At 73.1% G+C, this 23,129-nt stretch carries 17 protein-coding genes; 2 read left to right on the top strand and 15 right to left on the bottom strand.

Annotated elements, in window-relative coordinates:
• Window positions 1-108 precede the first annotated feature (108 nt).
• Genes AB0G28_RS46255 through eccB form a run of 3 tightly spaced genes read right to left on the bottom strand, consistent with a single transcriptional unit; the run spans window position 109 to window position 2,869 of the window.
• Window positions 109-744, bottom strand: a complete 636-nt coding sequence (locus AB0G28_RS46255) for a response regulator transcription factor (RefSeq protein WP_361104946.1) — start codon at window positions 742-744, stop codon at window positions 109-111.
• Window positions 741-1,436, bottom strand: a complete 696-nt coding sequence (locus AB0G28_RS46250) for a response regulator transcription factor (protein WP_361104943.1) — start codon at window positions 1,434-1,436, stop codon at window positions 741-743. The genes AB0G28_RS46255 and AB0G28_RS46250 overlap by 4 nt, the downstream gene beginning before the upstream one ends.
• An 11-nt stretch (window positions 1,437-1,447) precedes the next feature.
• Window positions 1,448-2,869, bottom strand: coding sequence for a type VII secretion protein EccB (eccB, locus tag AB0G28_RS46245; protein ID WP_361104940.1), 1,422 nt, complete (start codon window positions 2,867-2,869; stop codon window positions 1,448-1,450).
• Between the two features lie 153 nt (window positions 2,870-3,022).
• Here eccB and AB0G28_RS46240 point away from each other — a divergent pair, with 153 nt between their 5' ends.
• Window positions 3,023-4,069, top strand: a complete 1,047-nt coding sequence (locus tag AB0G28_RS46240; protein ID WP_361104937.1) for a type VII secretion protein EccE — start codon at window positions 3,023-3,025, stop codon at window positions 4,067-4,069.
• A gap of 1 nt (window position 4,070) precedes the next feature.
• Here the strand turns inward: AB0G28_RS46240 and AB0G28_RS46235 are convergent, their stop codons facing one another.
• The 7 genes from AB0G28_RS46235 to AB0G28_RS46205 form a co-directional block, all read right to left on the bottom strand.
• Window positions 4,071-5,336 (bottom strand): glucuronoxylanase, encoded by a 1,266-nt coding sequence (locus AB0G28_RS46235; protein ID WP_361104935.1) that lies wholly within the window; start codon window positions 5,334-5,336, stop codon window positions 4,071-4,073.
• 78 nt (window positions 5,337-5,414) lie between these two features.
• Window positions 5,415-6,785 carry a type VII secretion integral membrane protein EccD gene (gene eccD / locus AB0G28_RS46230; protein ID WP_361104932.1) on the bottom strand — a complete coding sequence of 457 codons (1,371 nt, stop codon included), beginning with the start codon at window positions 6,783-6,785 and terminating at the stop codon, window positions 5,415-5,417.
• On the bottom strand, window positions 6,785-7,105 hold the full coding sequence (locus tag AB0G28_RS46225) for a YbaB/EbfC family nucleoid-associated protein (RefSeq protein ID WP_013224119.1): 321 nt from the start codon (window positions 7,103-7,105) through the stop codon (window positions 6,785-6,787). The genes eccD and AB0G28_RS46225 overlap by 1 nt, the downstream gene beginning before the upstream one ends.
• Window positions 7,102-7,572 carry a hypothetical protein gene (locus AB0G28_RS46220; RefSeq protein WP_361104929.1) on the bottom strand — a complete coding sequence of 157 codons (471 nt, stop codon included), beginning with the start codon at window positions 7,570-7,572 and terminating at the stop codon, window positions 7,102-7,104. The genes AB0G28_RS46225 and AB0G28_RS46220 overlap by 4 nt, the downstream gene beginning before the upstream one ends.
• Window positions 7,572-8,927 carry a WXG100 family type VII secretion target gene (locus tag AB0G28_RS46215; RefSeq protein ID WP_361104926.1) on the bottom strand — a complete coding sequence of 452 codons (1,356 nt, stop codon included), beginning with the start codon at window positions 8,925-8,927 and terminating at the stop codon, window positions 7,572-7,574. Before AB0G28_RS46215 ends, AB0G28_RS46220 begins: the two co-directional genes overlap by 1 nt.
• A 3-nt stretch (window positions 8,928-8,930) precedes the next feature.
• Entirely contained in the window at window positions 8,931-9,926 is a 996-nt protein-coding gene (locus AB0G28_RS46210) for a hypothetical protein (protein ID WP_361104923.1), read from the bottom strand.
• 30 nt (window positions 9,927-9,956) lie between these two features.
• Window positions 9,957-10,730, bottom strand: a complete 774-nt coding sequence (locus AB0G28_RS46205; RefSeq protein ID WP_361104920.1) for a WXG100 family type VII secretion target — start codon at window positions 10,728-10,730, stop codon at window positions 9,957-9,959.
• A 145-nt stretch (window positions 10,731-10,875) separates the two neighbouring features.
• Between AB0G28_RS46205 and eccCa the strand changes: the two genes are divergently transcribed.
• Window positions 10,876-14,811, top strand: coding sequence for a type VII secretion protein EccCa (gene eccCa, locus AB0G28_RS46200; protein ID WP_361104917.1), 3,936 nt, complete (start codon window positions 10,876-10,878; stop codon window positions 14,809-14,811).
• A 23-nt stretch (window positions 14,812-14,834) separates the two neighbouring features.
• Here eccCa and AB0G28_RS46195 read toward each other — a convergent pair whose 3' ends face one another.
• The 5 genes from AB0G28_RS46195 to AB0G28_RS46175 all read right to left on the bottom strand — a co-directional run.
• Window positions 14,835-15,680, bottom strand: a complete 846-nt coding sequence (locus AB0G28_RS46195; protein WP_361104914.1) for a HEAT repeat domain-containing protein — start codon at window positions 15,678-15,680, stop codon at window positions 14,835-14,837.
• 98 nt (window positions 15,681-15,778) lie between these two features.
• Window positions 15,779-16,138, bottom strand: coding sequence for a DUF6086 family protein (locus AB0G28_RS46190; RefSeq protein ID WP_361104911.1), 360 nt, complete (start codon window positions 16,136-16,138; stop codon window positions 15,779-15,781).
• The gene (locus AB0G28_RS46185) at window positions 16,138-19,824 is read right to left on the bottom strand and encodes an ALF repeat-containing protein (protein ID WP_361104908.1); all 3,687 of its coding nucleotides are present in this window, start codon (window positions 19,822-19,824) and stop codon (window positions 16,138-16,140) included. The genes AB0G28_RS46190 and AB0G28_RS46185 overlap by 1 nt, the downstream gene beginning before the upstream one ends.
• 57 nt (window positions 19,825-19,881) lie before the next feature.
• Window positions 19,882-20,442, bottom strand: coding sequence for a hypothetical protein (locus tag AB0G28_RS46180; RefSeq protein ID WP_361104905.1), 561 nt, complete (start codon window positions 20,440-20,442; stop codon window positions 19,882-19,884).
• An 8-nt stretch (window positions 20,443-20,450) separates the two neighbouring features.
• Window positions 20,451-23,129: polymorphic toxin-type HINT domain-containing protein (locus tag AB0G28_RS46175; protein WP_361104902.1), on the bottom strand; the 2,679-nt coding region annotated here is incomplete at its 5' end.

Genomic DNA, 23,129 nt, shown 5'->3' with positions numbered 1-23,129 from the left:
CGCCCCCCCTCCGCCCGCTGGGGGGGGGGGGGTGGCTCCGCCCCCCCCACCGCCACATTGGGTGCGTCCAACGCACCCAACGCCACATTGGGGCGTTTGGGGCCGGAGCTAGCGGAGCAGGCCTTCGCGGATGGCGACGCGGACGAAGCCCGCGCGGCGGCGCTCGCCGGTCTTGTCGCGGATGCGGTCCAAATACGACCGGACCGTGCGGACGCTGATGTTGAGGATCTCGGCGACGTCGACGTCCCGCTCCCCCGCCGCCACCAGGCGCAGCACCTGCTTTTCCCGTTCCGACAACACGATTTTCGGCCCCGCGTGCCGCTCCTCGCTGTCCTGGATGATCATCCCGGCCAGGGTCGGCGAGACGTACGCGTTGTCGTCGGCGATCGTGCGGATCGCGCGCAGGAGCTCGTCGCCGTCGACGTCCTTGGACAGGAAGCCCTTCGCGCCCGCTTGCATCGCACCGAGGACCTCCGGCTGTTCCGCGTGCGCCGACACCACCAGCACCTTGTGTCCCATCTGCCCCACTTCCAGGACCGCGGCCGCGTCCTGGACGCCGCGTAGCTTGAGGTCGAGGACGACGACGCTGCCCGCCGGCTGGTCCTGGACCGCGAACCGGGCCACCGAGTCGGCGACCGCGCCGAGCCGGATGTCCGCGGCTTCGGTGAGCACGCGGGTCAGCGCGTACCGGTAGAGCGGGTGGTCCTCGATCACGCCGACGTGGATGCTCCGGACGGCGCTCACTTGCGGCCGCCGCGCCGGGGGTCCGTGCCGCCGATCAGGCCGCGGCGGATGGCCTCCTTGACCAGGCCCGGCCGCCGGCGTTCGCCGGTCTTGTCGCGGATGCGGTCGAGGTAGCCGCGCACGGTGCGGACGCCGATGCCGAGGATCAGCGCGATGTCGACGTCGCGCTCGCCCGCCGCGACCAGCCGCAGCACCTGCTCCTCACGCGGCGACAGCTCGACCTCGGCCGACGTCGCGGGCCGGTCGGCGTTGTCCTTCATGATCATCCCGGCGACCACGGCGGAGACGTACGCGCCGCCGTCGGCGACCGTCTTGATCGCGATCAGCAGCTCGTCCGCGTCGACGTCCTTCGAGAGGAACCCCCGCGCCCCCGCGGCGATCGCCCCCAGGACGACCTCGGGCTCCGCCTGGGCGGAGACGACGAGCACGTGGTGGCCGAGTTCGCAGACCTCCAGCACCGCCGCCGCGCCCGCGACGCCCGGCAGGCCGAGGTCGAGCAGGACCACGCTGCCCGGCGGCTGCCGGTGGACGTGGAAGCGGGCGACCGAGTCGACCACCGCGCCGAGCTCGACGAAATCGGCTTCGGCCAGGACCCGCTCCACGGAGACGCGGTACAGCGGGTGGTCTTCGATCACCGCGACGCGGACCCGCCCCTGGCCCACCGCGTCGCCGGTCGAACGCTCTTCTGTCATGTGCACGACTTTCACCCCGTTCCACCCGACGGAGCCGGCTGCCCGGCCGTGGCCGGGTCCAGCGCGGGGCCCGTCGGCACCAATGCCAGCAAACTACCTGCGACCGGCGGCCTGGCGGCTCCTCCGTAGCCGAGCGAGGCCAAGGCCTGCGCGTTCACCACCGGGTACTTCCGGCCCGTGTCGGTCACCAGGTAAGTCGTGACCGAGCCGGACTCGACGACGACGGCGCCCCCCGAGGGGGGAACGAACACCTCGTCCGCCACCCGTGCTTCGGTCCGGGTCGCGACCTGGATTGCCCTGGCGCCAACGGGAAGCGGGAATTCGGCCGAAACGAGCAAGCGGTTGCCCTGAACGCACAGCGCGACGGAGTTCCCGGTGATCGGTGCCTTGCCGGGAATGCGGTCGGGGTAGGCCGCCGGGTCGGCGCCGCCGGCGCGCGGCGCGGCGACCTTCGGCACCGCGGCGACGTCCGCCGCGCGGACCTCCACCGGCGCGGGCGGCCCGGGGTAGGCCGCCGCGTTGGCCGCCGTCGTCACGAGCAGGCTCGCCTCGGTCTGCCCGACCGGCTCGAGCCCGTCCGCGCGGACGAGGTAGTACGACGTCGCCGCGGCGGGCGCGGCCATCGCGTCCACGACGGCGAGGACTTCGCCGACACGGGTACCGCGACCGCCCACCGCCGGCCCCGGGTCGCCCGCGCCGCCGACCGGCAGCGCGGCGAGGTCGCGGCCCGCCGGGACGGTGTCGATCCACCGCGCGGACACCGCGATCGTCGGGTAGCTGTCGAACTGCAGCGCGGTCGCGGCCTCGTCGCTCAGCCTGTAGCGCCGCCCGCCGGCGAGCAGGAACCGCTCTCCCCGCGGCAGCCGGACGATCACGCCCTGGTCGCGGGGCAGCTCCACACCGGACGCGGGCGCGGCGAGCAGCACGGCGGTGCGGGGCTCCTCCGACGCGGGCGCGTCCTGGGTGGTGCGGCTGCAGCTCGTCCAGGCGGTGCCGACGAGCGCGCCCGGCGCGGGCAGCGAGTCGGGCGCGCCGGGAATGCCGATCGCGGCGCCGCGGCCCGCCTTGCCGAGGTTCTTCGAGGACACCGTCACGGTCGCGTCGCCGTTGCCGCCGGCCAGCAGCCGCGCGGACGCGTAGTTGAGCACCGGGTGCAGCACGCCGTCGGCGCCGAGCACGAACCGCGCGCCGGTGCCCTCCTCGACGATCACCTTGCCGCCGGCCAGCCAGTCCTTGCCGCCGGCGGGGTTCAGCAGGCCGATGATGCCGAAGACGGCGGTGACGAGCAGGGCCGCCGCGAGCCCCAGCACCGTGCCCAGCACGAGCCGGCGGCTGGGCGAGACGGGGTGGTTGGCGTCGGCGGCGACGAGCGCGGAAACGAGCCTGCGGCGGAGGAACTGGTACGCCTGGATCTGATCCCGCTGCGTCCACACGCTGCTGTGCCCCCGCTGTGTGCGTCGTCCTCCCGAGCGGTCGATGCTAGGCACCGGATTCGGCCTGGGCGAGGGTAATTTTTACGCCCACACCGCATCTGGGGAGGCAGTAGCGTCGCAGACTCGGGGAAAGGCTCGGGGAAAGGGGAGCCCGTGTCCGTCGATACGACCGCCGTCCGCCCGGCGCCGCCCCGGCCCGCCGCCACACCACTGCCGTGGCTGCTGCCGGTCCGGCCGCTGCAGGCCGCCGTGTGGGAGATCGCCGCGCTCGCCGTCCTGCTCGCGTGGCTGCTCGACGGCGTCACGCAACCCGTGCGGATCGGCGTCAGCGCGGGGGCGGGGCTGGTCGTGCTGGCGACGTCGCTGCGGTTCGCCGGGCGGCACCTCGCGGGCTGGCTGCTGACGTGGACGGGGTACCGGCTGCGGCGCCACGACACCCGCCGCGACAGCCCGGACCCGCTGCACCGCGTGGCCGGGCCGGTGAGGGTGCGCCAGCACGTCGACCGCGCGGGCAACCGCTTCGGCGTCGCCGAGGTCGACGGCGGGTGGAGCGCCCTGGTGCGCTTGACGCCGGGGTCGGCGGCGGGGGCCTCCCTGGTGGATGTCCTGCACGCGGCTTACCGGCGCACGGACGTCCCGCTGGCGTCGGCGCAGCTGCTGACGTGGGCGATCCCGCGCGGCGAGCAGGTGCTGCGGGTGCGGTGGCTGGCGGTGCGGTACCGGCCTGATCTCGCGCCCATCGCGGCGTTGGCCCGCGGCGGCGGCGATCTCGGCGCGCTGCGCAGCACGGCGTCGGCGGCGTTGAGCCTGATGGGCGCGCTGGCCGAGGCGGGGTACCAGAGCACGGTCCTGGAGGCGGGGGAACTCGCGAAGGAGCTTCGGGTGGCGCTGGGCGTCCAGGGGCCCGCCGGCGGCGCTCCCGACCGCTGGCGGTCCTGGACGTGGGGCAACGCGGCGCAGGTGTGCTTCCGGCCGCGTTCGCCGCGGATGGTGGACTTTTCGGTGCCCGGCGCGGCTTTCACGGCGACGTCGTACACGCTGACGCGGACGCCCGGCGGGCGCGAGAAGGCCGAGGTGACGATCCGGGTGGGAGCGCGTCCCGGAAGTCCCGTGCCCGCACCGGGACTGCCGGTGGTCCCGCTGCACGGGCGGCACGAGTCCGGGGTGCGCCGGACCCTGCCGCTCGCGCTGGACAGCTGACTCAGTTCACGACGAACGTCCTGATGCTTTGGGCAGGCAGCTGAGCGGTGAACGCTCCGTTCGCGATGGTGACGTCGGTGGAACGCGCGAGGTTCGCGCTCGCGCTCGTCAGCCAGGTCTGGGCGGTCGCGGAACCGGTGTCCCGGATCGTGAACGCGAGGTCGGCCGCCGAGGCGTTCTTGTTGACGGCGACGACGACGATCCGGGATCCGCTCTTGTACGCCGAGACGTAGACGTTCGCCTGCGGGTTCGCGGTCGCGGTGATCCGCGAGTAGCCGGGGCGGACCCACTTCGCGAAGTGCGCCATGCAGGCGCCGCGCTTGCTGATCTGCCCGTCCTCGCGCATCGGGCCGTAGGAGCGGCGGATGTACCACCACACGTAGGTCTGGAACCGGCCGTCCACCAGCGCGCGGTGGATGTGCTCGCCCACGTCGAGCGCCTGTGGCCAGAGGTCGGCCGAGTCGGTGCTGTTGGGGTAGTAGACCTCGGTCATCCACAGTTCCTTGCCGCCGCCCTTCTGCTGGAAGAGCGGGTAGGGCAGGTCCGCGAACCGGGTGCCGTAGAGGTGCGTGCCGATGATGTCCACGTTCGCCAGCGCGGTGGCGTCGTTGAGGATCGGGTCGGACATGCTCTTGCGGTACTGGAACGACTCGGGCGCGATGACCTTCGTGCTGATCGTGCCCGCGTTCTCGCGCAGGAACTTGACGATCTCGCTCGCGGTCCACGCCGTCCACTGCTGCGCGTAGTCGGGTTCGTTCTGGACCGAGATCCCGTACAGGGGCACGCCGTTGTTCGCCATGAACGCGGCGAAGTCGTTCAGGTGCTGCGCATAGGCGCCGTAGGAGCTGTACTTCAGCCGCTTGCCCCCGCTGAAACTTTCGGTCATCGAGGCGGGCGGGTTCCACGGCGAGGCGATGACCTTGGCCCCGAGCTGGCTCGCCCGCTTGGCCGTGGCGACCTCGCGGCTCCAGTTGTTGCGGTCCTCGTGGACCGGGATGCGCAGCACGGTGAACCCCAGCTGGCCGGTGCCGTTGCCGAACGCCGTCTCGCGCTGGGCGGCGGTGAGATCGCTGATCCAGACGGTGTGGTTCATCCCGCCGAAGCCCAGGATCGTCTGCTGCACGTTCGACGGCTCGACGACCACCGCGGTGGCCGCCGCGGCCGGTGTAGCCGCCAGCACCGGCAGTGCGGCGCCCGCCGCCAGCACTGCCCGCCGGCTCAGGAGCGGCGAACCGGCGCTCTCGGACTGTTCTCGACGTCGTGTCATGGCATCTCCCTGGAATCGACTGACGAACAGCCTGGGAGCGCTCCCAACAGAAGTCTTAACAGTGTCCGTGTCTCACCGTCAACCCCGGACGGCTTCGTACACCCCCGCGATCATCGCCACCACCGGCACCAGCGAGAGCAGGATCAGGAACTCCGAAACGTCCAGAAGCCGTGACCAGTAAGGGGAACGCAGCCCGCGCGCCACCCGCGTCGCGTACACCAGGCAGAGCACCGCCGCCAGGACCACCGCGCAGCCCGCCGCGAAGACGGCCGTGCGGTCGCCCGAGGCGACGAGCCACACCCCGGCGCACACCAGCGTGAGGACGCCGAAGCCCACCAGGACCAGGCGCTGCGCGCGGCCCGCGTACGACCGGGAGCGCAGGATCCACGCCACGCCCAGCAGCGCCGCCAAGCCCGCTTCCCACGGCCCGCCCGAGGCCAGCACGACGGACGCGCCGAGCACGACCAGGCCCAGCGCCACCAGCAACCCCGTCAGGACGGCCTGGGCGCGGGACGTCCGGCCGATCATGTCGGCGCCCAGCGACGGCTGTTCGTCCGCGCGGAACGCCTCCATGTCGTCCGGGACCCGCGGCAGCGGCAGGCGGGCCAGGCGCAACGCCAGCATCGGCGCCACCGCCGCCAGCGCCGTGGCCAGCACCGCGACCACCGCGGCCGCCGACAAGGGCGAAACGCCCGCGAGGAGCACTACTCCGGAAGTGATCGCGCCGAAGCCGGCCGCGCCGGTGATCGCCACGAACCACGGCAGGCGGTCGGCCACCGAGACCGCCGCCAGCACGCCGTACACCGTCACGGCCGCGAAGCCCGCCGACAGCGGCCCGGCCGACAGCGAGAACAGCGGATGCGGGGGCAGCACCGACATCCCCGCCAGGAGCGCGACGCCGACTCCGGCCAGGGAGCCGGCCGCGCCCGCCTCGGCGTCGCCGTAGGCGCGGCTCAACGCGCCGCCGCCGAGCAGCAGCACCAGAGCCAGCAGCCCGGTCCCGATCGGCGCCAGGACGCTGCCGGACGCCGCCGCCTGCACCAGCAGGCCGCCCGCCAGCAACAGGACCACCGCGGCGACCAGCCCGGACCGCCGCGCGACCGAAGGGCCCCAGCCGCCGTCGGCGTCGGCGACGCTGGCGATCGAGTCGACGACGTCGTCGAACAGCAGCGGACCCCGCGGGCGTTCCCGCGGGGTCAGGTGCAGGACTTCGCCGTCGCGGATCTGGGCGGCCGCGACGCTGAGTCCCAGGGCGAGGGGTGCCCCGCCCAGTCGCGAAAGCACCCAGCCCGGGTGTTCGGCCGACGCCTGCCCGGACGCTCCGGCCAGCCGCACCAGCTGCGGCACCAGCTCGGCGAACGTCGACTGCTGCGGCAGGGCGACGTCGACGCGGGCCCGAGGCGTCACCACCGTGACCCGGCGGGTCGTGCCCGTGAGAGATGCCGTCATCAGACGTCTTTCGCGGCCGCGATCACCGGGGCGAACTTGGCGCTCGACGCCTCGGCGAGCTTCTGCAGCCCGGCGTTCACCGCCTCGAGGACGATCTCCGAGAGGTTGCGGGCGTCGTACTCGCGGATCGCGCGGGGGTCGATGTCGATCGAGGTGAAGCGGCCGTCGCCGCGGAGGGTGACGGTGACCTCGTTCTGCCGCGAGTGCGCTTTGATCTCCATCGCCTCGACCGTGCGCTGGATCCGCTGGACCTCTTCGGTCTGCTTGCGCACCTGCGCCAGCAACTCGTCCATGTCCGGCACCGCGTACGGATCGGTCACTGTGGTGTCCCTTCGTGCTGGCGGACGTGGAGGCTGCCCACGAACGCTTGGAATCCGGGGGAGAGCCGCCGGGCGGTCGCGGGCGCGGCCGTGCAGGCGAGCTCGAGCACCAGCCGGTCTTCCGGCGTCTCGCCGGGGACGGTCAGGTGCACCTGGGTCTGGATCAGCTCGGTGCCTTCGCCGGTGCGCAGGCGCAGCAGCTGCATGACGCCGGGCGCGGCCGGGTCGCCGACGTCGCGGCGGCTCAGCACGTCGAGCCCGGCCGATGTGCGGGCGAGGCGCTCGACGGCCTCGTCGGCGATGGCGTCGACCGACGCTTCGTCGGGCCGCTGCTGCACGCTGACGGTGATGTTCGGCGTGAACTCCTCGCCCGGCACCGGGTGCACGGCGACGAACACCGCGCCCGAGTCGCCCGGGTCGACCGCGGTCCAGCCGTCCGGGATGACGAAGTCGAGGGGAAGCGTCATCACAGCCCCACGTACGAAACAGCGTCGTCCCAAGCGGATTCGACGGCGTCGGCGGCGTCGTGCGCGGCGTGGCTGACCGCGTCGACCGCGGCGCCGCCGTACTCGCTGATCGTGTGGCCGAGCTTGGGCAGGTCGATGTCGATCTTCGCGCCGACGCCCGCGCCGACGCCGAGGGCCGCACCCACCTTGAAGTTCACCTTGAGGTGCCCGGCGTCGTAGACGGCCTGCGCGTCGAGCTGCGCGCCGACGCCGTACTGCAGCGTGCCGTTCGCGCCGACGCCGATGCCGGCGACGTCCGCGGCGACTTCGCCCTCGACCTTCCCGCCCACGAAAGCGTTTGCGTGGGCGCCGGCGCCGTGCGCGCCGATCGTGCCGGACGCGCTCACCTCGCCGCCGGCGAACACCGTGCCCTTGGCGTGGGCTTCGGCGACGCCCCACTCCTTCTTGCCTTCCAGCTCGCCGTGCAGCGCGGCGAGTTCGGCGTGCCCGGACGCGCCGACGTCCCAGCCCTTCGACGTGACCTTCCCGTCGTACTCCGGCGAGAACCCGTCCTGCTCGTGCTGGAACTTGTAGTAGGTGATCTCGGTGTTGCGGCCGATCTTGTTCTTCAGGCCCTCGGGTTCCGGCTGCCCGAACGGCGTGTGGGCTTTTTGCGGCGCGCGCGTGCCTTCGAGGCCGTCCCAGGTGAGCTTCTTCCAGCCGGAGTTGCCGAACCACGACGGCACGGTCCGCGGCCGCTTCCGGCCGTCCATCGGCTCGCCGTTGAGCCAGTGCAGCGGCCCGCGTGCCCACTTGCCCAGCTCGTGCTCGAGCCGTCCGACGCCTTCGGGCGGGAACAGCTCGGCGAGCGCGTCGGCGAACTCGTCGACGACCTGGCGGGCCGCGGCGGCGGCCTCTTCCCCGAGCTGCCGCGCGGCCTGGACGAACGCGCCGACCGAAGCGGAGTTCACCGCGCGAGCCTGGGCCGTCAGCTGGGCGGCGTACTGGTCGAACTGCGCGATCACCGAGTCGACGGCGGCCTCCGCCGACAGGACGAGCCGGCTCGCCGCCGAAAGCCGTTTCGCCTGGTCGTCGAGTTTTGTCGCGGTGCCGGCGAGTTCCCGGCCGAGTTCACCCGCCGCGGTGGCGAACGCGGTGTAGGCGGCGCCGTCCCAGTCCGCGTGCAGGGTCTTCGCGGAGGCACCGATCTCATGGGCCTTCCGCGAAACCGTCGCAGCCTGGGCGGAGACCCGTTGCGAGGCCGCGCTCAGCGCACCGGGATCCCCGGTGACGCGCCGCCGGCACTCGACGAGGACGCGCCGGTACCCGGACAGCACCGCGCTGACCACCCCCGAAGCGTCCACCGCGCCGCCCATCGGCTAGTTCCCGGCCGCGTCGTAGCCGACGTGCTGGCTGAAGTGCCTGCCGTTGTAGTCCATGGCGATGTCGATGTCGAAGTCCTGACCGCCCGGAGCCTCCACAGTGGACTCACCGGTGGTGAGGTTGGTGTGGATGACGACCTCGTCGGCGTGCGCGGGCGCGGGGGCGGGAATCGAGGCGACCGCCGGCGTCGTCGTCGCCGGGTGGTCGACGGGGATCCAGCTGTTCTGCTGGCTGCCGGAGCCGCTGGAACCGCCTCCGGCGAGCGCGGGCGGGGTGTAGTCGGTGAACGACGGCTGCTGCGGGATGCCCCCGCCACTGCCGCCCGCCACCGCCTGCTGCCCCGCCGGGCTCGCCACCTGCGCCGGGGTCTGCGGCGCGCGGACCGGGGTGTTCCCGATCGACGGCGTCGTCGCGCCCCCGTTGCCGGAGCCGTGGTGGAAGAGCTTCTCGATCTCGCCGATGACCTGCGCGAGCGTGGTGACCTGCTGGGCGAGGTCGACCGCGCCGAGCGCCTTGAGCAGCGCGCCGATCGCGGTGATGAACGCCCGCAGCGACGCGCTCGTCGCGGTCGACAAAGCGACCGCGGCGCCGTAGGTCCACCAGTTCGACATCAGCGCGGCGACCGTCGGGTTCACCGCGGCGACCACCGCGCGGTAGGCCTCCTGCGCGGTCTTGATCAGCGTCCCGGACACGCCGAGCAGCTCGGCGCCCTTCTGCACGACGTTGATGATCTTCGTGAGCTGGTCGAGCGACTCGCTGATCTTCTTCAGCGCCGACTCGCTCGCCGCGCCCGACCAGATCTTGCCCAGCTGGTCGGCGGCCTTGGTCAGCTCGTGGTACATCGACAGGAACTGCTCGGCCTTCTTGACCAGGTCCACCACGTGCTTGGCGATCTGCTCCGGCTGCCCGGTGACGATCTGCGGCAGGATGGTGATCGGCCCGCCCGACGACGCGGTCGCGTCCATCGCGCTGGAGTTCGGGAAAGTCAGCATCGGACCTCACAGGGTTCAAAGAGCGGACGGTCAGGCGACGACGGAGGCGGGCCGGTACACGCTGACCTTCGCCAGCCCGCTGAAGCGGGCGTCGAGCAGCCCGTGGTTGTAGAGGCGGCCACCGTCGCCGGCGACGCCGATGACCGGGTTGCGGTCGGAGAACAGCAGCGGCTCCACGACCACGACGTCACCGCTGTGCACCCCGCCGGGCACGTCGGAAAAGGTGCGCGCGGTCCCCGCGTAGACCTCGATCAGCCCGACGCGCGCCTGGTTGTCGGCGTCGCCGGCGAGCCAGTCGTTGAAGTCGGCGACGCCGTGGAACCGCGCGTCGGTGATCGGGTGGTCGCCTAGCCTGCCGAGCTGCGCGTCGCCGAGGTAGCGCAGCACGTTCCCGACCGACGACGGCTCGCCGCGGGCGCCCGCGCTGTCGTTGATGGCCAGGGTGGCGAGCTCGGAGGCGTGCGAGCTCCCCCAGATCGACGACGCGGGACTCGCCGGCGCGTGCCCCCCGCCGTAGCCCGCGGCGACGTCCCGGTCGGCCGCCTGGTAGGCGTCCGCGCTGGCCTTGACGAGCCCGTTGACCTGCTGGAGCAGCTGCAGGAGCGTGCGGACGGCGGTGACCTGGCTCGAATGCAGGGCCGCGTTCGCGGCGGCCACCGCGCTGCCGAAGCTCGCGAACGACATCGGCTGGACGACGAGCCGTTCCAGGTCGGCGACGGCGTTGATGCCGTGGGCGATGATGCCGCCGACGTTCCCGACGGCAGAGCGCATCGCCTCGGGCTCGGCCCGGTACTCGCCGGCCATGGCTCTCCTTCCGAGGGGGGCTTGCTCGGCTGAGCGTAAGTTCGGCCCCGGAAGCGGGCGGACGGCAAAAGTACCCACCGCGCGACGGCGGTATGTGGCGAAAATACCGGTCAGTGCACCCCCGAACTGGAGCGAGCCTGTACCGATGAGCCTCTCGCCCGAGCGTCCGAGCGAAATCGTGCTGCAGTCCCCGCCGATGCTCCCGAAGAGCTCGTCCGGCGGGATGATGCAGCTGATGATGTTCCTGCCGATGATGCTCGGCATGGGCGCGATGTCGTTCGTCTACATCGGACGCGACGGCGGCGTGATGACGTGGATCTTCGGCGCGTTGTTCGTCTGCGCCATGGGCGGCATGGTCGTGATGTCGCTGGGCCGCGGCGGGATGGCGAAGAAGGCGCAGATCAACGACGAGCGCCGCGACTACCAGCGCTACCTTTCCGGGCTGCGGACCCAGGTCCGGGACATCGCGGACGGCCAGCGCGCGGCGATGGTCGCCGTCCAGCCCGACCCGGCCGACCTGTGGGCCTACGTCGAGACCGGCAAGCTGTGGGACCGGCGGCGCGGCGACGGCCACTTCGCGCAGGTGCGCGCGGGCACCGGTCCGCAGCGGCTCGCGACGCCGTTGAAGGCACCGCAGACCGTGCCGCTGGAGGACCTGGACCCGGTCTCCTCCACCAGCCTCAAGCACTTCATCCGCACCTACTCGACGGTGGACGGCCTGCCGGTCGCGTTGTCGCTGCGGTCGTTCGCCGCGGTCACCGTGGCCGGACGGCGGCCGGACGTACTGGGCCTGGTGCGGGCGCTGCTGTGCCAGCTCGTCACCTTCCACTCCCCCGCCGACCTGCGGATCGCGGTGTGCGTGCCGCCGGACCGCCGGCACGACTGGGAGTGGGCGAAGTGGCTGCCGCACGCGACGGCGGCCGCCGCCACGGACGCCGTCGGCTCGCGGCGGCTGGCCGCCGAGTCCGCGGCCGGGCTGGCCGAGCTGCTCGGCCCGGACCTCGGCGAACGCCCCGCGTTCAGCCGAGGCGCGGCGGCCGGGCTCGACCTGCCGCACCTGGTGGTGGTCGTCGACGGCGGCAACGCCCACGGCGAGCCCCGGCTGATCGGCGAGGACGGCAGGCTCGGCGTCACGGTGATCGAGATCGGGCCGGAGCACCCGCGGACGTTCTCGACCGAACGGCTGCTGAGCCTGCACACCACGCCGGAGTCGCTCGGCATGGTCGTCGGCGACGCCGGCGAGCAGCGGCTCGGGTTCCTCGGCCGCCCGGACACCCTCGACCGCGGCGCCGCGGAAGCCCTCGCGAGGATGCTGACGCCGTTGCACACGCCCGCCGCCGTCGTCGGCGAGAAACCGATGTCGACGACGTTCGGGCTGGCCGGTCTCCTCGGCATCGGCGACCCGCGTGACACCGACACGGCGGTGACGTGGGCGCCGCGCGCGGCCCGCGACCGGCTGCGGATCCCGCTGGGCGTCAACCCGGAAGGGCGTCCGGTCGAGCTGGACCTCAAGGAGTCGGCCGAGGGCGGGATGGGCCCGCACGGCCTGGTCATCGGCGCGACCGGGTCGGGCAAGAGCGAGCTGCTGCGGACGCTGGTGACGGCGCTGGCGGTGATGCACTCGTCGGAGACGCTGAACCTGGCGCTCATCGACTTCAAGGGCGGCGCGACCTTCGCCGGGATGACCGGGCTGCCGCACACGTGCGCCGTCATCACGAACCTGTCCGACGACCTCGCGCTGGTCGACCGCATGGCCGACGCGCTCAACGGCGAGCTGTTGCGGCGGCAGGAACTGCTGCACGCGGCCGGGAACTACGCGTCGGTGCGGGACTACGAGAAGGCGCGCGCGGACGGCGCGCCGCTCGAGCCGCTGCCGTCGCTGCTGGTGATCATCGACGAGTTCAGCGAGCTGCTGTCCTCGCGGCCGGAGTTCATCGACCTGTTCGTCGCGATCGGCCGGCTCGGGCGGTCGCTGGGCATCCACCTGCTGCTGGCGTCTCAACGACTCGAAGAAGGACGGCTGCGCGGACTCGATTCCCACCTGTCGTACCGGATCGGGCTGCGGACGTTCTCCGCGGCGGAAAGCCGGGCGGTGCTGGGTGTCGCGGACGCCTACCACCTGCCACCGGTGCCGGGGTCGGCGTACCTGAAGTCCGACACCGAAACGCTGATCCGGCTCAAGGCGGCCTACGTCTCCGGCGAGCTGCCGCCGCGGAGCACGGTCGTCCGCGAGGACGGGCAGGAGCTGGGTGTCCTGCCGTTTTCCCTGGCCCCGGTGGAAATCCCGGTCACTGTCGAGCCCTCGGAAGTCTCCGCGGCTCCCGCGGCGGAGGGCACCGGCGAGACGATCATCGGCGCGATGCTGTCGCGCCTGGAGGGCCGCGGCCCGGCCGCGCACCAGATCTGGCTGCCACCGCTGGCCGAACCGCCGACGCTGGACCAGCTCCTGCCGCCGCTCGGCGAAGACGCGGCGCGCGGCCTGTGCCCGCTCGGCTGGGGCGGCAACGGGAAGCTGACGATCCCGGTGGCGTTGGTGGACAAGCCGTTCGAGCAGCGTCGCGACCTGCTGTGGGCCGACTTCTCCGGCGCGGCCGGGCACGCGCTGATCGTCGGCGCGCCGCAGAGCGGGAAGTCGACGCTGATGAAGGACATCGCGGGCATGCTCGCGCTGACGCACACGCCGGCCGAGGTGCAGATCTTCGTGCTGGACATGGGTGGCGGCGCGCTGGCGCCGATCGCCGGGCTGCCGCACGTGTCGGGGTACGCGACCCGCCGTGACGCGCAGCGCTGCCGCCGGGTCGTGGCCGAGCTGACGACGTTGCTGGAGCAGCGCGAGGAGTTCTTCGCGGCGCAAGGGATCGAGTCGATGGCGGCGTTCCGGGCTCGTCGCGCGGAGTTGACCGAGAGCACCGACGACCGCGAATTCGGCGACGTGTTCCTGCTGGTGGACAACTGGACCACGATCCGCCAGGAGTTCGAGCAGCTGGAGGAGCAGATCACCGGGCTGGCGGCGCGCGGGCTCGGGTTCGGCATACACGTGATCGTCTCGCTCAACCAGTGGATCGGCGTCCGCGCCCAGCTGCGCGACGCCATCGGCACGCGGTTCGAGCTGCGGCTGGGCGACCCGATGGACTCGTCGATCGACCGCAAGGTCGCGGCTAACGTCCCCGCGGACCGCCCCGGACGCGGCCTGACCGCCGAGAAGCTGCACTTCCTCGCGGCCCTCCCGCGCATCGACGGCGACCAGCGACCGGAGACGGTCGGTACCGGCGGCGTCGACCTGGTCCGCCGGATCTCGGACGCGTGGAAGGGCCCGCGTGCGCCGCAGGTCCGTCTCCTGCCGCCGGAAGTCCCCTTGGACACCTTGCCCCCGGCGCCTTCCCGTCAGGTCACCTTGGGCATCGCGGAGTCGACGTTGCGCCCGGTGTACCTGGACTTCGCGGCGGACCCGCACTTCGTGGCCTTCGGCGACGTCGAATCCGGCAAGAGTTCCCTGCTGCGTGCGCTGGCTCACGGCATCACGTCGGCGTACACCCCGGAGGAAGCGGCGATCATCGTCGCGGACTACCGCCGCGGCCTGCTCGGCGCGGTGTCCGAGCCGCACCTGCTGGGGTATGCGGGCACCGAAGCGAAGCTGACGGACCTGATCGCGGAGTGCGCTCAGGCGATGCGGAACCGCCTGCCGGGGCCGTCGGTGACCCCGGACCAGTTGCGGAACCGTTCGTGGTGGCGCGGACCGGAGCTGTTCGTCCTGGTCGACGACTACGAACTGGTGGCGACGGTGGGGCGGAATCCGTTGCAGCCGTTGCTGGAGTTCCTGCCGCAGGCCCGGGACATCGGGTTGCACCTGATCATCGTCCGCGGGTCCGGAGGCGCCGGGCGGGCGTTGTTCGAGCCGGTGCTGCAGCGGCTGCGGGAGCTGGGCTCGCCGGGTCTCGTCATGTCGGGGACCAAGGACGAAGGCGCGCTGCTGGCGGACGTCAAGCCGTCACCGCAGCCGCCGGGCCGCGGAACGCTGGTGTCGCGGAGGCATGGGACCGGTTTGGTCCAGGTGGCGTGGACCAAACCGGCGGAGAGCTGAGCAAAACGGTGGCGCGCCACCAGTCAGCCTGGCTTCTTGAGCGCCTTGCGGGCCTCGGTCCTGACGTTGCAGACGTCATTGTCGTCCCAAGTGGACGGTGGATCGTCCATCAGGGCCTGGATCCGGGGCTTCGCCTCGGTGTGGTTCAGTTTGCCCAGGGCCCGGACGGCCATGTGCGCGACCGAAGGATCGTCCAGCAGGCCCATGGCCACCGCCGCGGCACGGTCGTCCTTGAGCTTCGGCAACGCGCTGACCAGTGCCGTCCGGGCGCCACCGTATTTCGGGTCCGTGATGAGATCCAGGTACTCGTCGGCGACCGCGGGCTCGGCGAACTTGGCCAGGCCCAGGCCGATCGTCCACCGCAGGTCTTCCCGGATGTACTCGGTGACCTCGTGCCCAGCCGCTGTGCGCAGCTCGGGCAGATCGCGGAACAGCTTGAGGAACACCGGCCGGGCCTGCTTCTTGGCGAAGGCGAACGACAACGTCCGCACCAGTTCACCCATCAGCGGGAAGTAGTCCGTTCGGTCCAGCCACTCCACCAGCAGCGGCACCTGGGCCTTGTAGTCGAGCTTCTCCCCGTTGACCTGCAGCTGGTGCAGGTGCTCGACCACCAGGACGGGCAACCCGGCCTCCGCGAGGGAGGCGAGCAGGCCGCTCGCCTCCTCACGGTACTGCGGCAGAGCCGGGTCGTTCTTGAGCTCGGCGATGCGCTCGGCCTGGAACCCCGGGTCGGCGGCGATGCGGTCGACCACCTCGCGGTGGGACAGCCCCGCGGCGCCGGGAAAGTTCTCGAACGGCGCCGGAGGATCCTCGGGCAGCTCGTAGTATTCCAGGATCGCCTGGGCGACTTCATCCGAAGACGGACGCACCGGCTTGTCTCCCTCGTCATTCGACGTCCCGGCTCACGGGGCCCAGCAGCCGTAGTCCGCCAGCGCCCTGAGCGTCTTCTCCATGGTCACCACCGGGACTACATCAACGCCGCGTGCGCGGCACGGGCGTCGAACAGCTCGCGCTGCCCCTCGCCGTCGGGCTCCAGCACCACCCCGGCCCGCTCCAGGAGAACCAGGCAGGTCAGCAGGAACCCCCGGGCCAGCTCCCGGTACATCGGGTTGGCGTCCACCGCCCCCGCCAGCAGCGTCCGGACGAAGCCGGCCAGCCTCGGCGGGTCCACGTAGTAGTAGTCGCTCGCCATCATGGTGAAACCCGCCGCGGCGAGGTCGGTCCCGGAGTTGTCCGCCAGCGTGCCGGCCATGCTGATGAACAGCTTGCCGATCCGCAGCGCCGGGCTCCAGACGACCTCGCCGTCGACGTCGAACACATAGCTCACTACGAAAACTCCAGATAGACGGTCACGCCCGGGTGTGCGTTGCGGAAGCTGCTCACCGCGTTCTCGATCGCCTCGCGCAACGGGACCTCCACCCCGGGAGTGGTCATCCGCAACCCGATCGGAGCGTCACGGTACCCGGCCAGTTCCGGGCTCACCGCACGCGCCTTCAAGTAGGACTCGAGCTTCCCGGTGACCTGCTTGTCGACCCATTGCGTGATGTCACCGGCCCCGGTCGCGGACTTCTCCTCCCACAGGATCCCGCCTTCGACGTGGTCGATGTCGGTGATCATCTGCCCGTTGTTGGGCACCGCCGGGTCGAAGACCTTGACGTCCTTGCGGCCTTCGAGCGGCCCCTTGTTCTGGGCGAGCTTTTCGACGTCGTCCGCGGCGCCCTTGATGCCGTCCATCGCCATGGCCAGCCCGCCGAGGATCGACGCGATCCCGCCCGCGACGGCCGAACCGCCGGTGAACACGCAGGCGACCACGCCGCCGAGGAAGCCGATCGCGCCACCGGGGATGGCCCCGATGCCGCCCTCCGGCAGCCCGATGAGGGCGCCCGCGGCGGTGGCGCCGGCGATCTCCTCGCCGCAGGTCGCCGCCCCGGCGGCGACTTCACCGGCGCCGGCGACCGCCAGGCCGATCCCGCCCCCGATCTCGAGCAGGTGCGCGATGAGCGCCAGCAGCTCGCCCGCGTGGTCGCGCACGTAGTCGAGCGTGCCCCGCGCCATCGCGTCGATCAGGGCCAGCACGCGGTCGGCCGCGTCGCGCAACGCGGCCAGCTCCGGCCGGGACCCGACGGCCGCGGCGGCCTGGTCACGCAGCTGCTGCACCGCGTCGCGCATCCCGGTCACGGCCTGCCGGGTGGATTCCTCGCGCTGCTTCTCGACCGCCGCGTTCTGCGCGGCCGCCGCGGCCTGGGCGGCTTCGGTGGCGGACTTGCCCGCGGCGATCGCGTCGACCAGCGCCTGCGCCGCCGACGCGCGGGCCTGCGCCGCGTACTGCGACGCCAGCGCGGCCGACTGCGCCGCGTGCGCGGCCGAGTTCTTCGCCGCCTGCGCACTGCCCTGGGCGGCCGCGGCCGCGTCCCTGGCCTGCTTCGCCGAGAACGCCGCCTGCGCGGCCGACTGGCTCGCCTGGTCCGCCGACGCCTTCGCCTGCTCGGCGAACTGCTTCGCCTGGTCCGCGGACGCCTTCGCCGCGTCGGCCCACTGCCTCGCTTCATCGGCGGCGCCCCGCGCGGTCGCCGCGTACTGCGCGGCCAGCGCGGCGTTCTGCTTGGCCAGCGCCGCCGCTTGGGCGGCGTCGGCGACATAGCCGTTGACCTGGGCGACGTGCTCGGCGGCGTCCGCGTCCCGCAGCGCCGCGTCGAACTGACCGGTCCGCAGGAACGTCCGCACGTACGACCACGGCCCGGACAGGGCCGCGTTGGCCGCCGCGCGGACCTCCGGCCCGCCGGCGTCGAGGATCTTCTGGACGGCGACCCGGTCGTCGTCCTCGGCCGCCCGGTAGCGGCCGGTGGCGAGGAACGCCCGGACGTCTTCCGGGGTGCCGGACAGCGCCTGGTTGGCCGCGGTGCGGGTGATCGGGCCGCCCGCGTTGAGGATCTTCTGGACGGCCACCCGGTCGTCGTCGTCCTTGTGCGGGTAGGCCCGGGTGCGGAGGAACTCCTTGACCTGGTCGTAGCTGCCCGCGTTGGCCGCATTGGCGGCGTCGCGCTGGGCCGCGACGGTCGTCGTCCCGGCGATCACCGTGACGCTGAACCGGTCGTCCCGCTCGATCGCCGCGGCGAGGCCGGTCCGGACGAAGTCCAGCACCTCCGGCGCGGTGCCACCGAGCGCGGCCGACGCGGCGAGGCGCACCTGGGGGCCGCCGCCGTGCCACAACGCGGCCGCGGCACGGCGGCCGTCGGCGACGGCGGTGTCCGGCGCGGTGGCGGGGTCGGCGGCCTCGGTCAGCAGCTGCCGCGTCGCGGCGTCGACCTGCTCGGCGACCCCGGCCGTCCACTGTGGACTCCGGACGTGGTCCGCTTCGGCCTGCTTGGCTTCTTCGGCGTCACGCACGGCCTGGGACTGCTGCTCGGCCAGCCGTTCCGCGTCCGCCTTGCGCGCGATCTCGGTGGTCGTCTTCGCCTGGTCGGCCGCCGTCTGCGCGCTGTCGGCTTCGTTCTTCGCCTCGTTCGCGGCCGCCTGGGCACGATCCGCCGCTCCGGCCGCTTCGCCCGCGTGCTGCGCGGCTTCGTCGGCTGCCGCGGCCGCGGCGTCGGCGTGCGCGGCCGCGTCCGCGGCGGCTTGCCGCGCCTGGCCCGCGGCGGCGGCCGCGTCGTTCGCCAGCGCCAGTGCGGCGCCGGCCGCGCGGCGGGCTTCGTCGGCGTTGCGCTGCGCCCGGCCGGCCGCGGCCGCGGCCTCGGCGGAGCTGGCGCCCGCCTGCTGCGCCCAGCCTCCGGCGTCCCGCGACGCCTGGGCGGCGGCCGCCGCATCGCCGGCCGCGTTCGCGGCGGCCTGGGCGGCCACGGAAACCTGCCGGACCGCTTCGACGGCCTGGGCGACGGCGTCCGCGGCGGTCCGCGCGCCGATCGCCGCGTCCCGCGCCTTCTGGGCGGCGTCGCGGGCGGCGTCGGCCTGGCCGCGGTCGGTGGCGGCGGCCGCGGCGGCGTTGCGGGCGCGGGCCGCGGCCTGGCCCGCCATGGACGCGGCCCACGCGGCCTGGCTCGCCGCGTGCGACGCCTCGCGCGCGGCGCTGGCCGCGGCGGCGGACGCGTTGATCGCCTTCTGCGCGGCCTGTGCCGCCCGGTTCGCGGCATCGGCCGCACGGCCGGCCGCGCTCGCGGCCTGGGCGGCCGAGCCCTGCGCCAGCCGGGTCTCCTCGGCCGCGGTCAGCGCGGCGGCCTTGGCGGCCGCGGCGGCCGCCACGGCCTGGTCCGCGGCGTCCTTCGCGGCCTGGGTCTGCACGGCCGAGCGGGCCTGCGCGCCCTTGGCGAGGTCGGCGAGGGCGCTGACGGACAGCGTTTCGGCGTCCCGCTGCGTCGCCACCTGGTAGCCGGTCCGGAGGAACTCCCGGACGCCCTCGATGGTCGACGACAGCGCCTGGTTGGCGGCCTTCTTGACCTCGGGGCCGCCGGAGGTGAGCAGCAGCTGCACCGCGATCCGGTCGTCCGCGTCCTGGGCCTGCTGCCAGCCGGTTTCGAGGAACGCGAGCTGGGCTTCGACGGTCCCGCTCAGCGCCGTGTTCGCCGCGGCCTTCACCCGCGGCCCGGTCGCCGCCGTGAGCAGCCTGCTGATCCGGATGCGCAGGTCGTCACGCCACGGCTGGTTCCAGCCGCCGGTGAGGAACGCGCGGACGTCCGTGATCGTCCCGCTCAGCGCGGCGTTCGCGGCGTGCTGGGTGGCCGGGCCGCCCGCGGTCAGCATCTTCTGCACCGCGACCCGGTCCTCGACCTCCTGCATCCGGGCCAGTCCCGTGGCCACGAACGCCCGGACGTCGTCGTCACTGCCGCACAGCGCGGCCTCGGCGGCCCGCGACACGACGGGCCCGCCGGTCCGCAGCAGGGCCACGAGCCGTTGCCGGTCGGTGGACGGCGGGGTGTCTTCGGCCGAGGCGGCGGGCGCGAGACCCGCGGTGAGCGCGACGGCGGCCAGGAGCCCGACCGCCGCGCGGACCGTGCCCGGCCATGACCAGCTGCGTCTCATCTGTCCCAGTCCTTCCGGATTACGGGTGAGGCGAATACGCGGAGAAAGGAGGCTTGCTCAGGGCAGCGCGGACCAGACCGGCTGCCAGCTCGACACGGTGGCCGCGGCCTCGGTGTCGGTGAGGTGCCCGCGCAGGTCGAGCGCGAGCCGGATGAGTTGTTTGAGGTGCCGCAGGCGCAGGATCTCCGTGCGCTCGAGGGTGGTCCAGACCGGGCTCAGCCGGTCCGCCTCCGCCAGCCGCTCCGGCGTGACCACGGCGATCACGTCCCGCACGACCCGGTCGGGGGTGAGCGGGGAATCCGGCAGCGCAAGCCCGGACGCGGCCAGCGCGGAGGCCAGCGCGAGCCGCCGGGTCAGCACCTCGTGCGCGTCCATCAGCGACCGCTGTTCCAGGAACGAGAACAGCTCGTCGACCGCGCGCAGGAACCGGTCGAACTCCGCGGCCGAAAGCCGTTCTCCCCCCGGTTCGGGCTGCCGCAGCTCGCTGACCAGCGGCATGGTCAGCGCCTGGACCACGCCGAGCCACTCGTTCGGCCCGGCGTCGTCCGCCGGCCTGCCGCCGGCCAGCCACCACTCGAAGCGTTCCCGCAACGGCGCGCCGTCCAGGCGCCTGAGCACGTCCGACATCAGAAGTGGATCCCCAGCTTCCCGAACGCGTCCATGCCCAGCTTCCGGATCGGCTCCCAGAGCGCCTGGTCGTCGCCGACGAAGTGGCCGCTGCGGCTGGAGATCTCGAGACCGAAGTAGCCGTCGGCGGCCGAGCCCGCGATGGTCGCCTCACCGGCGGCTTTCACCGACTGCCCGCCGCTGAGGACGGCGTGCGAGATCTCCACCCCTTGGACCGTGTGCGGCATCACGACGAGGCTACCGTCCTCGAGGATCGCCCACTTGATCTGACCTTCCAGGTCCGACCGGGCGAGCACGGCGTCCAGCTCGGCGCCCTGCGCGGCCCGGACCGGCGCGACGTTGACGCGGGCCGCGTCCGCCAGCTCCCGGGGCAGGTCGCCCGGCAGCTTGTTCGGCAACGGCGTGCACGTGTTGTGCACCAGCACGCCCCGCGCCGAGACGCGGTAGTCGTGATCGGTCTCGACCTCGAAGTTGTAGACCGTGACGGGCGCCGTTTCGCGGGCGAGCGCCGTGACCTTCGCCGGGCCGCCGTCCTGCGCGTCGAGCTCGTCGCCCGCCCGCAGCTCCTGCGCCTTGGTCCAGCCCTTCCCGGTGACCCAGAACGGGTGCTCGGTCGTGGCCCGGACCACGGTGGTGCCCAGCGTGACCGCGACGAGCGCGTCGGCCCGCTTGGTGAAGGTGGCGACGACCGCACGCAGCTGCGAACGCCCGGTCACCGGGTCCTTCGCCCAGACCCGTTCGCCCTTCTCGACCCGCTCGATGGGTTTGGGCCCGGCCTCCGTCTGCACGATCGTGCCGGCGGGGAAGCAGTTCCCGACCCGGGCCGCTTCGATGATCTCCTTGCCACGCCCCAGGAAGGTGCGGGCGCGGGCGACGTCCTCGACGAACCTGCCGATGCCGGCGATGACCCGCCACAGCGCCTTGCCGACTTCGAACGCCTTGATCGCGGCCAGGCCGAGGGACGCGATGTCGACCGCGCCCATGATGCAGTTGACGATCCCCGGGTCGTTGATGCAGGCCTTGATCCCGCCGATGAAGAGGTCGATCAGGATCTGGCCGCCGTTTTCGATGATCCAGTCGATGATGCTCTTCTCGGCGAGCGCCTTGGCCTGGTTGTACTGGTCGACCAGCTCCTGTCCGCCCGCCGCTCGCAGCGCGGCTTCGTCGTCCGGGGAGAGCGGGCCGGTCCCGGCGGTGCTCTGCTGGTTCTTCGCGTCTTCCGCGGCCCGCTTGTCCGCGGCGATCTTCGCCGCGTCGTCGGCGGCCTTGGCCGCCGCGTCCGCGTCCTTGCCGGCGGCGACGGCGGAAGCCCTGGCCTGCTCGGCGTAGGTCCGGGCGGCGGCCGCCGAGTCGTTGGCGCGGACCGCGGAAGCCCGCGCCCGCGCCGCCGAAGCCGCGGCGGCCTGCGCGTCGCGCTGCGCGTTCTGCGCCGCGCCCCTGGCCTGCCGGGCGGACTGCGCCGCCTGGTCCGCCGACTGCTGCGCCTGGGCGGCGGACTGGCGGGCCTGTTCGGCGTAGACGGCCGCCTGGTCCGCCTGCGTACGAGCGTCCTTGGCCGCCTGCTCGGCTTCGCCGGCCGCGTTGTGGGCGCGGGCGGACGCCTCGGCGGCGAGGGCGGCGTTGGCCCTGGCCGTCGCCGCGACGCTAGCGGCTTCGGTGACGTAGCGGTGGACGTCGGCCGCGTGCGTCGCGGTGTCGATGTCCCGCTGTTCGGCGTCGAACCGTTCGTTGCCCAGGAACTTCTTCAGGGAGGAGACCGGGCCGGACAACGCGGCCTGGGCGGCGGCCTGGACCTCCGGGCCGCCGGTCGTGAGGAACCGGGTGACGGCGATGCGGTCGTCGTGCTCGGCCGCGACGTACTGCCCGGTCCGCAGGAAGTCCGCGATGTCCTGCGCGGTGCCGCTGAGGGCGCGGTTGGCCGCTTCCTTGGTGGCCGGGCCGCCGTTGTTGAGGATCAGCTGGACCGCGACCCGGTCGTCGTCGGCCTTGCCGGGGTAGTCGCGGGTGCGCAGGAAGTCGGCGACCTGCGGGTCCGTGCCGGCGAACGCCGTGCGAGCGGCCTGCTGGAAGCGCTGGTTGTCCGACGTGTCCCGCAGGACGGCGACGCTGGTCCGGTCGTCCTGCCGGACGGCGGTCTCGAGCCCGGCGCGCAGGAACTGCTTGAGGCCGGCTTCGTTGCCGCTGAGGGCGGAGGCGGCGGCGGATTTGGTCCAGGGTCCGCCGCTTTGCATGAGCTGGACGGCGGCCAGCCGGATGTCCTTGATCACCGTCTCCGGTGCGGTGGCCGGGTTCGCCGCCTCATCCAGCAGCCGCTGGGTCTCCGCCGCCCGCTTCGCCGCCTCACCGGCCTTCCAGTCCCCGGCGGCCTTGCGCGCGTCCTCGGCCTGTTTGGCGGCTTCGGCGTCGGCGATGGCCTGGGCTTTCTGCGCCTCCAACCGGGCGGCGTCGGCGTCGCGGGAGGTCTTCTCGAGTGCGGCAGCCTGGTTTGCTGCTGTGGTCGCGGTGTCCGCCGACACCTTCGCCGCTGCCGCATACCGACCCGCCGCGTCGGCGTCCTTCTTGGCCTGATCCGCCGCCGCGGCCGCCTGATCCGCCGCCAACGCCGCCGCATCCGCATGCCCCGCCGACGCGTTCGCCGCATCCCGCGCCTGCCGCGCCGCCCCCGCAGCCTGCGACGC

The sequence above is a fragment of the Amycolatopsis sp. NPDC021455 genome, assembly GCF_040640995.1.
Taxonomy (GTDB): Bacteria; Actinomycetota; Actinomycetes; order Mycobacteriales; family Pseudonocardiaceae; genus Amycolatopsis.
This window is presented reverse-complemented; position numbering and strand designations above follow the sequence as displayed.

Bases quoted from the DNA above. Each gene is read 5' to 3' on its own strand.
- AB0G28_RS46250 (WP_361104943.1), bottom strand. From the start codon at position 1,436: ATGACAGAAGAGCGTTCGACCGGCGACGCGGTGGGCCAGGGGCGGGTC.
- AB0G28_RS46235 (WP_361104935.1), bottom strand. From the start codon at position 5,336: ATGACACGACGTCGAGAACAGTCCGAGAGCGCCGGTTCGCCGCTCCTG.
- eccD (WP_361104932.1), bottom strand. From the start codon at position 6,785: ATGACGGCATCTCTCACGGGCACGACCCGCCGGGTCACGGTGGTGACG.
- AB0G28_RS46220 (WP_361104929.1), bottom strand. From the start codon at position 7,572: ATGACGCTTCCCCTCGACTTCGTCATCCCGGACGGCTGGACCGCGGTC.
- AB0G28_RS46215 (WP_361104926.1), bottom strand. From the start codon at position 8,927: ATGGGCGGCGCGGTGGACGCTTCGGGGGTGGTCAGCGCGGTGCTGTCC.
- AB0G28_RS46210 (WP_361104923.1), bottom strand. From the start codon at position 9,926: ATGCTGACTTTCCCGAACTCCAGCGCGATGGACGCGACCGCGTCGTCG.
- AB0G28_RS46205 (WP_361104920.1), bottom strand. From the start codon at position 10,730: ATGGCCGGCGAGTACCGGGCCGAGCCCGAGGCGATGCGCTCTGCCGTC.
- eccCa (WP_361104917.1), top strand. From the start codon at position 10,876: ATGAGCCTCTCGCCCGAGCGTCCGAGCGAAATCGTGCTGCAGTCCCCG.
- AB0G28_RS46185 (WP_361104908.1), bottom strand. From the start codon at position 19,824: ATGAGACGCAGCTGGTCATGGCCGGGCACGGTCCGCGCGGCGGTCGGG.